The organism is Brevundimonas sp. (assembly GCF_036677305.1).
In the GTDB taxonomy this organism is placed as follows: domain Bacteria; phylum Pseudomonadota; class Alphaproteobacteria; order Caulobacterales; family Caulobacteraceae; genus Brevundimonas.
This window is the reverse complement of the sequence record NZ_JAKFEB010000199.1, coordinates 1-11,418: the sequence shown is the minus strand read 5'-3', so window position 1 is coordinate 11,418 and position 11,418 is coordinate 1. Positions and strand designations below refer to the sequence as shown.

Here is an 11,418-nt window from a genome sequence, read left to right as displayed (position 1 = left end):
AAAAACGGGCCGGGGATCGCTCCCCGGCCCGTTCGTTCTTCAGCTTACCGCCCTCAGGTAGCCTGAAGGGCGGTAGGGCCAAATCAAGTCTGCTTACTTGACCTGGACCTTGGCGCCGGCTTCCGTCAGCTTCTTGGCGACTTCGTCGGCGGCTTGCTTGGAGACGTTCTCGACGACGTTCTGCGGAGCGCCTTCGACCAGGTCCTTGGCTTCCTTCAGACCCAGGTCCGAACGCACGCCACGGACTTCCTTGATCACGTTGATCTTCTTGTCGCCGCCGTCCAGCAGGACAACGGTGAACTCGGTTTGCTCTTCAGCAGCTTCGGCCGGAGCGGCGGCGCCGCCCGACGGCATGGCCATGGCGACCGGAGCAGCGGCGCTGACGCCCCACTTTTCTTCCAGCAGCTTGGACAGTTCGGCGGCTTCCAGAACGGTCAGCTTCGACAGGTCTTCAACGATTTTGGCGAGATCGGCCATTTGAGTTTTCCTTCGGAGGAGTTGGTTTCAGAGAGAGTTTTGCAGAGATGAAAGAGGCGGTTCCGCTTACGCGGCGTCCTTCGAGGCGTACGCGCTGAACACGCGGGCCAGTTGGGAAGCCGGGGCTTGAACGACGCCGGCGATCTTGGTCGCGGGAGCGTTGAGCAGGCCGAGCAGCGAAGCGCGGATCTGGTCCAGCGACGGCAGTTTGGAGAGAACCTCCACGCCCTTCGCGTCCAGAACCTTCTCACCCATGAAGCCGCCCAGGACGATGAACTTGTCGTTCGCCTTGGCGTATTCAGCGGTGATCTTGGCGGCCGTCACCGCGTCGTCGGCGTAGGCGATGCCCACGGGACCCTTGAACAGGCCGTGGTAGTCGCTGCCTTCGGCGGCATCCAGCGCCTTGAGCGCCAGGCGGTTCTTGACCACCTTGAACGTGCCGCCTTCTTTACGAAGACGTCCACGCAGATCTTCCATGTCCGCAACGGTCAGACCCAGGTTGTGGGTCACGACCACGGCGCCCGCGTCGGCGAAAACGCCCTTCAGCGTTTCGATCGACTCGGCTTTTTGTGCGCGGTCCATTGCGGTCTCCAGTCTGGTATTCGCCGCCGGGCTTATTCCCGACGACGGATTTGGCGTAAGCGCGCCGCATCGCTGCGAAGCGTTCAGGCCGGTCGTAATGTCCGAAGGAGGCTCAGATCCCGTACGCCCGGAAACCGGGTGACGAGCGTCGTCTGCATCCCCATCTCCCCACGGCGTCAGAGGGCTCTCTGACATTTATGGCCTGGGCGACCCCCAGACCCCGAAGTTCTCGGACAGGACCGCCATGACACGGGGCCATGACGGAGAAGGCGCGCTCTATACACGGATATCCCGCGAACTCAAGCGCCGCCTCTTCCCAAGCGAACGGGATACGGTTCAGATGCCGCAACGTGGGGACGTTAGAGCATGACCGAAACGACCGAAGCCACCGGCCGCGACAGCCTCGGCAAGCAAGGCTCCGTCCTGCTGGGCCCCATCCGGCTGGCCATCGGCCTGATCCAGGGCCTCGGCCTGTTCTGGCTGCACCGGGCGGCAGAGCAGGGCCTTGGCCTCTGGGACGGCGTCGGGCCGCCGCCGATGACCTGGCCGGCGACAGACCCGCTGGTCTTCGGCCCCCTGCTGCTGACCTTCGTCTTCCTGCCCCTGGTCCTGCTGGCCGGCGTCGGCCGCCTGCGCCCCGTGACCCTCGCGATCTGGACCGCGGTCGCCGGCGTCGCCCTGGCCTTGCTGGGCCTTCACGACATCGCCCGTCAGAGCGCCGAGACGCTGCACGGCCCGCCCTTCCTGTCGCCGCCGGTGATCCTGTTCTCGGCCGCCGCCCTGTTCATCGCCCACCATCTGGTCGCCCCGGCCGATATGGAGCGCCGCCGGATCGCCAGCTATCCGGCCTATTTCGACACGGCCTCCAAGGCCGCGGTCCAGTTGGCCCTGTCCGTCGGCTTCACCGGCGCCTTCTGGATCCTGCTCCATCTCGGCGCGGCCCTGTTCAGGATCATCGGCCTCGACTTCCTTGAAACCTTGCTCCGCGAGGAGTGGTTCGCGATCCCCGTCACCTTCGTCGTCTTCGCCACGGCGGTCCATCTGACCGACGTGCGCGACGGCCTGATCAGGGGTGTCCGCACCGTGGGCCTGATGCTGCTGTCATGGCTGCTGCTGGTCATGACCGTTCTGGCCGCCGGCTTCATCGCGGCCCTGCCCTTCACCGGACTGGACGGCCTCTGGAACACCGGCAACGGAGCCGCCCTCGTCCTCGCCGCCGCCGCGGCCCTGATCATCCTCATCAACGCCGCCTATCAGGACGGACAGCCCGACAACCGCCCGCCCGCCGTCCTGCGCGCCGCCGTGCGCGTCGCCGCCGTCCTGATCACCCCCCTGATCGTCATCGCCGTCTGGGGCCTGGCCCTGCGCATCCAGCAATACGGCCTGACGCCGGACCGCATCATCGCCGCCGCCTGCGCCCTCGTCGGCGCGTCCTTCGCCGCCGGCTACGGCTGGGCCGCGCTCAGCCCCTTCTGGCGCAAGGGCGACTGGATGCGCCCGCTGGAGCGCACCACTATCTGGACCGCCGTCCTCACCGTCGCCGTCATCCTCGCCCTGTTCAGCCCGCTGCTGGACCCCGCCCGGCTTTCGGTCGCCGATCAGGTCGCGCGCCTGGAGCGCGGCGCGGTGAGCCCGGACAAATTCGACTACCGCTTCCTGCGCTTCGAAAGCGGCAAGGCCGGGCAGGCGGCGCTGGCGCGGCTGACGCGGTCTCCCGACAGCCGGATTTCCTCCGGGGCGAAGGCCGCGACGACCGCCGAACGCTACGAGCGGGTGCAGCCCGCTTCGCCGCGTCCCTCAGCCGCCGATATCCGGATCCGCCCCTATCCGACAGGAGCGGCCCTCCCGTCATCCTTCACTGGCCAGTACGGACGTCTCGCCGAAAACATCGGCCATTGCGACGACGAGCACCCGTGCACGGCCACCCTGATCGACCTGGACGGCGACGCCGTGAACGAGGTGGTCGTCGCCGGCGAGAGTTCAGCCTCGGCCTTCAAGCTCGAACCGGACGGTCGCTGGTTCGAATGGGCCGTCTACCGCTCGCCCTCCTGCAGGAAGGACTCGGTGGACCTCGCCGGGGCCTTCGCGTCCGGTCAGGTCAGGACGACGCCGCCCGTCTTCCCCGATCTGGTCGTCGGCGGGGTCCGGCTGCGTCATGAGGAAGGCGAGACCGAATGCCCGGTCGAACCGGACCCCGCCCCCTGAGCCTTCCCGCCACAGCCCCACTTAATCGGCCGCATTGGCCAAACCGCTCTTGACCCGGACGACCCGGCTAACATTACAGTCCAGTCATGTTATCGGGATCGGGGGACCCCGCGTGAGCCAGGACGGACCACAGGCTGAACTGCTGCGCCGCGCCGCCGAGGCGCTGGCGCGCCGCGATCCCCAGTCCGCCCTCGGCCTGCTGGATCAGGCGGACCGGCTGGGCGTCACCCACGACGGCACGCTGAACCGGGCCCTGGCCCTGCGGCTCATCGGCGACTTCAACGGCGCCCTGACGGTGCTGGACGACGCCCTGACGATGCAGCCGTATGACTTCACCGCCCTGCTGGGCAAGGCGGCCATGCTGGAGCAGATCGGCAAGGGCCGCGCCGCCGTCGACGTCTATCGCAACGCGCTCAAGATCGCCCCGCCCCGCGACCGGTGCCCGCCGCCGATCGTGGCCCAGATGGATCACGCGGACGATGTCGTGCGCCGCCACGCCGAGGCCCTGCGCGACCATATGAAGAGCCAGGTCGCCGCCCTTCGCGAGACGGTCGACCCCGCGGCGCTGGACCGGTTCGACGAGGGGCTGGAAATCTACGCCGGCCTGAAGACCGCGCCGAAGCAGGAGCCCCTCCTGCTCGACTATCCCCGACTGCCGGCCATCCCCTTCTACGACCGGGCGCTGTTTCCCTGGCTGGAACAGCTGGAGGCCGCCACGCCGGTCATCGTGGCCGAGCTTGAGGCCGTGCTGGCCTCGTCCATGGACGAGTTCGCCCCCTATATCGCCTACCCCAAGGGCGCCCCGGTCAATCAGTGGGCCGAGCTGAACCATTCGCGCAAATGGTCCTCTCTCTGGCTGTGGCGCGACGGCGCGCGGCAGGATGCCGTCTGCGAACGCTGCCCGCAGACCGCCGCCCTGCTGGAATCCCTGCCGATGTGCCGTCAGGAGGGCTTCGCCCCCACCGCCGTCTTCTCGGCGCTGCAGCCCCACACCCACATTCCGGCCCACACCGGCTCGTCCAACGTCCGGCTGCTGACCCACCTGCCGCTTATCCTGCCCGGCCCCGCCCGCTTCCGCGTCGGCAACACCGTCCGCGACTGGAAGATGGGCGAAGCCTGGGTGTTCGACGACACCATCGAGCACGAGGCCTGGAACGACGCCGACCAGATGCGCGTCATCCTGATCTTCGACATCTGGAACCCCTGGCTCACCGACGGCGAAAAGGCCCTGATCACCGCCATGATGCAGGCCCAGCGCAGCTTCGTGAGCGGTTAGAGCGCGACCAACCCCCGTCATTCCGGGGCGCCGCAGGCGAACCCGGAACCCAGGAGTTCCGCTGCGGTCCTGGGTTCCGGGTTCCTCGCTACGCTCGGCCCCGGAATGACGATGGATGCTTGGGACGCAGCGGGTGCCGGCAGCCCTCCGTTAACCCTGCGCTCACCACCCCGTACAACCTGATCTTCACCTTGCGCGGGCTAGAAACGTCCCGGAATGGGCCAGTCCAGCTTCGCAGCCGGGGCGGCCTGAGGATGATGAGGGACGCCGCTCCATGGCCAAGACCGTTCTGGTGGTCGATGACGATCCGACCCAGCGCCGCCTCGCCCAGGCCGTGCTGGAGCGCGAAGGCTACGCCGTCGTCCACGCTGAATCGGGCGGCGAGGCCATCGACCGCCTGACCAAGGGCGGCGGCGCCGACGTCGTCCTGCTGGACATGGTCATGCCGGGCATGAGCGGCATGGAGGCCCTGGCCGAGATCCGCACCGCCGGGGTCGCCACCCCCGTCATCGTCCTGACCGCCTCGGGCGGGGTCGACGCCGTGGTGAAGGCCATGCAGGCCGGCGCCCAGGACTTCTTCGTCAAGCCCGTCTCGGCCGAACGCCTGCTGGTCGGCGTCTCCAACGCCCTGCAGATGACGCGCCTGACCGCCGAGGTCGGCCGTCTGAAGAAGCACGTCGCCGGCCGCACCTCCTTCGACGATCTGGTGGGCCAGAGCGCGCCCATGCGCATGGTCCGCTCGCTCGGGACCCGCGCCGCCAAATCCACGATCCCGGTCCTGATCACCGGCGAGAGCGGCGTCGGCAAGGAAGTCATCGCCCGCGCCCTGCACGGCGCCTCGGACCGCGCGGGCAAGCCGTTCGTCGCCGTCAACTGCGGCGCCCTGCCCTCGAACCTGATCGAGTCGATCCTGTTCGGGCACGAGAAGGGGGCCTTCACCGGCGCCCACGACAAACACCTCGGCAAGTTCATGGAGGCCAACGGCGGCACCCTGTTCCTGGACGAGATCGGCGAACTGCCGCTGGACATGCAGGTCAAGCTGCTGCGCGCCCTCCAGGAAGGCGAGATCGACCCGGTCGGCGCCAAACGCGCGGTCAAGGTCGATGTCCGCATCGTCTCGGCCACCAACCGCGATCCCGCCCAGCAGGTGCGCGAAGGCGCCTTCCGCGAGGACCTGTTCTACCGCCTGAACGTCTTCCCCATCGAGGCCCCGTCCCTGCGGGAACGCCGCGAGGACATCGCCGCCCTGGTCGAGCATTTCATCGCCCGTTTCAATATCGAGGAAGGCAAGAGGATCGCCGGCTGCACAGGCGAGACCCTCGCCCTGCTGTGCGCCTTCGACTGGCCGGGCAACGTCCGCCAGCTGGAAAACGCGGTCTATCGCGCCATCGTCCTGGCCGATTCGCCCTTCCTCCAGCCGCACGACTTCCCCGCCATTTCCGGCCGGGCGGCTCCGCTGACGGAGCGGGAGGGCGAAAGCGCGCCGGCCGGGCTCCCGGTCGCGCCGCCCGACCTGGGCCTGCCCTCGTCGCTGGACTCTCCCATCCGCATTCTCGACGAACGCGGCCATCTGCGGACGCTGGAGGAGATCGAGCGGGATCTGATCCAGCACGCCATAGAGGTCTACGCCGGCCACATGTCCGAGATCGCCCGCCGCCTCGGCATCGGCCGCTCGACCCTGTATCGCAAGGTCCGCGAGCAGGGTCTGGAAGGCAGTCTCAGGGAAGTCGGCTAGCCGGGGACCGGTCCGCCACGGGGTGACGCAATTCGGCAACGTCCCGGCAATGCCCGGAGTCTGACCAAAAGTTCATTGGCCAGCGGGGTCCCGAACCCCGAAGACGCTTGGGCTGTGCGCGCCCGCAACCTTTGGTTTCCCTGCTGAAACGCGACGGAAACACGGGCGGGCGACGTTGCAGCTTCGTCCTCCTCCCCCAAGGCCTGTTTGTATGCTCCTCGTAACCACCGCCCTGTCCGGACTCATGGCCGGAGCGATCCAGGCCGCGCCGCCTCAAGCGGCGCCGCAAACGCCGCCGGCCGCCGCGCCGGCTGCGGCTGCGCCGGTCGTCGCGGGCGACGATGTCGCGGACCTCGGCACGGTCGTCGCCACGGGTTCGCGCGCCCGGGGCAGCGTCAACTCCGACATCCCGCCCGACGTCACCCTGACCGCCGAGCAGATCCAGGCCTACGGGGCCTCGGACATCGCCGAACTGCTGACCTATCTGGAGCCCCTGACCCGCAGCACGCGCGGCCGCGCCGACGGTCAGCCGGTGCTTCTGGTCAACGGCCGCCGCATCTCCGGCTTCCAGGAAATCCAGGGCATCCCGACCGAGGCCATCGAGCGCACCGACATCCTGCCCGAGGAAGTCGCCCTGGCCTACGGCTACCGCGCCGACCAGCGCGTCGTGAATTTCGTGCTCAAGTCCAATTTCCGCTCCCTCGTCGGTCAGGTCTCGGGCCGCGCCCCGACCCAGGGCGGCCGCACCATCGGCGAGATCGAGGGCAACGTCCTGCACATCGCCGGCGCCACCCGCTGGTCGATGGACGCCGAATACGAACGCTCGACCCCGCTGTACGAATCCGAGCGCGACATCGTCCGCGACCCCGGCGCCCTGCCCTACGACCTGATCGGCAACATCTCGGGCGTCCCCTACGGCGCCGAGATCGATCCCGCCCTGTCGGCCGCGGTCGGCTCCACCGTCATCGTCAATCCCGTCCCCGCCGCCGGCGCGCCGACCATCGCCAATTTCGCCTCGGTCGCCGGAGACCCGCGCACCACCGATCTCGGCTCGTACCGCACCCTGCTGTCGGCCTCGGAACGGACCACCGTGCGCGGCACGCTGAAGCGCGACATCAACGGCACGACCCAGGGCACGATCAGCGGCAGCCTCGAGAACACCGCCAGCCAGAGCTACAACGGCCTGCCCGGCGTGGTCCTGACCCTGCCGGACGGCAATCCTTTCTCGCCGTTCGCCGACGACATCCTGGTCTTCCGCTACCTCGACGCTCCGGACAGCATGGACCGGGAAACCGACGTCCTGACCGGCCGGATCGCCGGCGTCCTGGACGGCTATATCGGCGAGGACTGGCGCTGGACCTTCACCGGCTCCTACGACCGCGTCGAAAGCGACACCCTGACCGGCCGCGGCTTCGGAACCGCGCCCTTCCAGGCCCGCCTGACCGCCAACGACCCGTCCGCCGACCCCTTCGCCCCCCTGAACCCCTCGGACTTCACCGCCGCGGCCGACGACACCGCCCATTCGGTGTCCCAGGTCCTGGCCGGCGAGCTGGTGCTGAACGGCGACGTCTACGACCTGCCGGCCGGCGGCGTTTCCTCGACCTTCAAATTCGGCGCCGACACCCGCTCGCTGGACTCGGTCACCAACCGCTCGGGCCTGATCATCGACCGCTCGCAGTCGCGCGACCGCTTCAACGGCCAGGCCAGTTTCGGCATCCCCATCGCCAGCCGCCGCACCGGCGTCCTGCCGCAGCTCGGCGACCTGTCGGCCAATTTCAACGTCGGTTATGAGGAGCTGTCGGACTTCGGCGGCCTGTCCACCCTCGGCTTCGGGGTCAACTGGTCGCCGATCGAGCCCGTGTCCCTTCTGGTCAGCTATACCGACGAGCACGGCGCGCCCTCGATCTCCCAGCTGAACGACCCGATCATCGCCACCCCCAATGTGCCGGTCTTCGACTTCGCCACCGGCGAGACGGTGTTCGTGACCCGCATCGACGGCGGCAACCCGGATCTGGACGCCGACCACCGCAAGGTCTGGAAGCTGGGCGGCACGCTCAAGCCCTGGTCCGAGACCGATTTCCGCATCCAGTCGACCTGGACGTACAGCCTGACGGAAGACGCCATCGCCGCCTTCCCGACCCTGACCCCCGACCTCGAGGCCGCCCTGCCCGGCCGCTTCGTCCGCGACGCGGACGGCAATCTGCTGTCCTTCGACGGCCGGGCCCTGAATTTCGATCGCTTCGAGCGCCAGGACATCCGCACCGGCGTCAACTATTCGCGCGCGTTCGGCACGCCCAACCCGGCCGCCTCGCCCCTGCCCGGCATGCCCGGCGGCGCCCGCCCGCCCGGCGGCGGCGCCCCCATGGTCATCCGCCAGGGCGGCGACGGCCCGCGCGCCGGCGGCGGCGGCGGCGGCCAGAGAACCGAGGTCCGCATGGGCGGCGGCGGACGCGGCGGACGCGGCGGCGGCATGCAGCCCGGCCAGGGCCGTTTCAACCTGTCGGTCTATCATACGTACCGGATCCAGGACGAGATCGTCATCGCCCCCGGCCTGCCCGTGCTCGACCTTCTGGACGGCTCGGCCACCGGCAGCCGCGGCGGAAGCCCGCGCAACGAGATCCAGGCCCAGGCGGGCGTATTCAAGAACGGCATGGGGGCCTTCCTCAACGCCAACTGGCGCGACAGCACCTTCGTCGACGGCGGAACGGGCCCGGACCTGTCCTTCTCGGACCTGGCCACGGTCAATCTGAACGTCTTCATCGACCTGGGCGCCCAGGCCGGCTGGGTCGCCAAATATCCGTGGCTCAAGGGTTCGCGGATCAATTTCGGCGTCCAGAACCTGTTCGACTCCCGCCTTGATGTCACCTCCAGCAACGGCGACGCCCCGCTGAACTACCAGCCCGACTACCTCGACCCCATGGGCCGGACGGTCAGCCTGACGTTCCGCAAGATCCTGTTCTAGGGATCAGGGATGAGGGATGAGGGATGACGGAGCGAAGACGATCCAGTCGGATCTAATTCCTCATCCCGCATCCCTCATCCCTCATCCCTCTCCTTCCGCCCCCAGCGCCGCTTCGGCGCCTCGCCCTTCGCCTTGGCGGCGATCTCCTTCAGCTTGCGGCCCTGCATGGCCGACAGGGCCTGACCGGGCGCGCCCTTCTCGGGGTCGCCGAAGGCGCGGCCGTGGGTCTTCACCCGCTCGCTGACCGAGTCGATGAACTCGCCCTCCCATTCGGACAGCGAAACGCCCGCCTTCTCTGCCGAGCGGCGGGCGCGTCTTAAAGCATTGAGGGCCGCCCTCTGGGCCGCCTTGCGTTCGGCCTCGAACGGACTGGCGGGCGGTTTCCTCGAACCGCCCCCGCCCCCGCCGAAGCCGGTTCGCTTCAGGATCAGATCTCGCCGAGCGCCGAGAGGTACAGGTCCAGGATCGCGTCCTCTTCCTGCCGCTTGGCCTTGTCCTGCTTCCGGATGCGGATGACCTTGCGCAGGATCTTGACGTCGTAGCCCTCGCCCTTGGCCTCGAGGAAGACCTCCTTCATGTCGGCCATGACGGCGGCCTTGTCCTCTTCCAGCCGCTCGATGCGCTCGATGATGGTGCGCAGCCGGCCCTGGGCGGCCGAGGTCAGGACGTCGGGCGAGGAATCGAAGGAAGCGTCGTCAGCCAAGGGAATACTCCGGAGAAAATCAAACGGACGCTAACCACGTAGGCTGGCGCGACTCAACGTCCGCTGGGGACGGACGCGAAAAAGGCTGCGGACAAGTCCGCAGCCTCTGGAATTTCGAACCGCGCCGTAAGGCGTGGAAAGACCTTAGCCCTGCTTCGCCTTGAAGCGCGGGTCGGTCTTGTTGATCACGTACACAACACCCTTGCGGCGCACGACCTTGCAGTCGCGGTGGCGGGTCTTGAGCGACTTGAGCGAGCTGCGGACCTTCATGGTCGTCGTCCTGAGGCAAAGCAAAACAGAAAAGCCGCGGGACGAACCTGCGGCGGAGCGGTGCGTATAGAGAGGCTTCCCGGAATCGTCAACCACGGACTGGCGTGATTTGCACACCGGCTTGCGGCACACTCGCGGCCGCCACGCGGAGGAGAGCCCATGGCCGGCAATGAACGGGTCTACAGATACAGCTTCGCCAGCGTCTATCCGCACTACATCGCCAAGGCGGAGAAGAAGGGCCGCACCCGGGACGAGGTCGACCGGATCATCCTCTGGCTCACCGGCTACACCCCGGAACAGTTCGAGGCCCGGCTGGCGGACGGCTCCGACCTGGAGACCTTCTACGGCCAGGCGCCCCGGCTGAATCCCGCCCGCGCGGGGATCACCGGCCTGATCTGCGGCATCCGCGTCGAGGCCATCGAGGAGCCGCTGATGCGCGAGATCCGCTACCTCGACAAGCTCATCGACGAACTCGCCAAAGGGAAGGCGATGGAGAAAATCCTCAGGCGCCAGGGCTGATCAGAACCAGGTCTCCTTCGGTCCCTGGGTCATCCCCAGAAGGACCTGCGTCACCTGCACTCCACTGCCGTCCTCGGTGACGATGTTGAACGCCTGCTGGCTCAGCGGCGTCGGGTCCGGCCGCGCCATCGCCCAACCGGGAAACAGCCGCGCCGTCACAGCCCACTCGCCCAGAACCGCCAGCTTCTCATGCCGTCGGTCGGCCCGGATACGGATCATCAGCGCGTCCAGATGCGCCTCCAGCCCTTCGATGACCTGCACGAACTTCCCGTCCGGCAGGGCGAGGGCTCCGGTAATCCTGTCCCGCTTGTTGTGGGCCAGCGACGTGCGGAAGATCGCATCCAGCGCCGCCACGTCGTCATGGTCGATCAGGGACTCGCTGCGATAGACCAGCCGTTTGAGATTCTCGCGCATCGCGATTGCCTTGGGGCCAAGCGCCCGCGCGGGGTGTACGCCCTTCGCACGCGCAATACCGCCGCTATCTGGTTTGAACGGTGGGTTATTGCAGCAACGCTTCCCGCCCTCGCGCACTTGTTATGACGGGGCGGCCATCGGGGACTCTACACCAGCATCATGCGTATCAGCCTTCGACTCATCCTCATCTGTTCCGTCGCCGCCTGTGCGCCCATGCTGCCGGAGGCGCCGCCCGCGACGCCGACCCCGGCGCCGGCGTCGCCGGGCGATCCGGC

At 68.1% G+C, this 11,418-nt stretch carries 11 protein-coding genes; 5 read left to right on the top strand and 6 right to left on the bottom strand.

The window, feature by feature from the left end:
• Positions 1-93: 93 nt before the first annotated feature.
• Both rplL and rplJ read right to left on the bottom strand, forming a co-directional pair.
• Positions 94-477, bottom strand: a complete 384-nt coding sequence (gene rplL / locus V6M42_RS11800; protein WP_332657976.1) for a 50S ribosomal protein L7/L12 — start codon at positions 475-477, stop codon at positions 94-96.
• 66 nt (positions 478-543) lie between these two features.
• The gene (gene rplJ / locus V6M42_RS11795) at positions 544-1,059 is read right to left on the bottom strand and encodes a 50S ribosomal protein L10 (protein WP_055832296.1); all 516 of its coding nucleotides are present in this window, start codon (positions 1,057-1,059) and stop codon (positions 544-546) included.
• Between the two features lie 366 nt (positions 1,060-1,425).
• Between rplJ and V6M42_RS11790 the strand changes: the two genes are divergently transcribed.
• The 4 genes from V6M42_RS11790 (at position 1,426) to V6M42_RS11775 (ending at position 9,237) form a co-directional block, all read left to right on the top strand.
• On the top strand, positions 1,426-3,264 hold the full coding sequence (locus V6M42_RS11790) for a DUF4153 domain-containing protein (RefSeq protein WP_332678610.1): 1,839 nt from the start codon (positions 1,426-1,428) through the stop codon (positions 3,262-3,264).
• A 112-nt stretch (positions 3,265-3,376) separates the two neighbouring features.
• The gene (locus V6M42_RS11785) at positions 3,377-4,540 is read left to right on the top strand and encodes an aspartyl/asparaginyl beta-hydroxylase domain-containing protein (RefSeq protein ID WP_332678609.1); all 1,164 of its coding nucleotides are present in this window, start codon (positions 3,377-3,379) and stop codon (positions 4,538-4,540) included.
• 274 nt (positions 4,541-4,814) lie between these two features.
• The gene (locus V6M42_RS11780) at positions 4,815-6,275 is read left to right on the top strand and encodes a sigma-54-dependent transcriptional regulator (RefSeq protein WP_332678608.1); all 1,461 of its coding nucleotides are present in this window, start codon (positions 4,815-4,817) and stop codon (positions 6,273-6,275) included.
• Between the two features lie 211 nt (positions 6,276-6,486).
• Complete coding sequence (locus V6M42_RS11775) at positions 6,487-9,237, top strand: TonB-dependent receptor (RefSeq protein ID WP_332678606.1); 2,751 nt, start codon at positions 6,487-6,489, stop codon at positions 9,235-9,237.
• A gap of 74 nt (positions 9,238-9,311) precedes the next feature.
• Here the strand turns inward: V6M42_RS11775 and V6M42_RS11770 are convergent, their stop codons facing one another.
• The 3 genes from V6M42_RS11770 to ykgO form a co-directional block, all read right to left on the bottom strand.
• Positions 9,312-9,662 carry a hypothetical protein gene (locus tag V6M42_RS11770; protein ID WP_332657977.1) on the bottom strand — a complete coding sequence of 117 codons (351 nt, stop codon included), beginning with the start codon at positions 9,660-9,662 and terminating at the stop codon, positions 9,312-9,314.
• Between the two features lie 2 nt (positions 9,663-9,664).
• Positions 9,665-9,940 carry a DUF2312 domain-containing protein gene (locus V6M42_RS11765; protein ID WP_055832288.1) on the bottom strand — a complete coding sequence of 92 codons (276 nt, stop codon included), beginning with the start codon at positions 9,938-9,940 and terminating at the stop codon, positions 9,665-9,667.
• Between the two features lie 144 nt (positions 9,941-10,084).
• Positions 10,085-10,210, bottom strand: coding sequence for a type B 50S ribosomal protein L36 (ykgO, locus tag V6M42_RS11760; RefSeq protein ID WP_055832286.1), 126 nt, complete (start codon positions 10,208-10,210; stop codon positions 10,085-10,087).
• 159 nt (positions 10,211-10,369) lie between these two features.
• On the opposite strand from ykgO, the gene V6M42_RS11755 reads away from it, so the two are divergent.
• Positions 10,370-10,729 (top strand): DUF2200 domain-containing protein, encoded by a 360-nt coding sequence (locus tag V6M42_RS11755; RefSeq protein WP_332657971.1) that lies wholly within the window; start codon positions 10,370-10,372, stop codon positions 10,727-10,729.
• Here the strand turns inward: V6M42_RS11755 and V6M42_RS11750 are convergent, their stop codons facing one another.
• Complete coding sequence (locus tag V6M42_RS11750) at positions 10,730-11,143, bottom strand: BLUF domain-containing protein (RefSeq protein ID WP_332657970.1); 414 nt, start codon at positions 11,141-11,143, stop codon at positions 10,730-10,732.
• Positions 11,144-11,418: the final 275 nt, after the last annotated feature.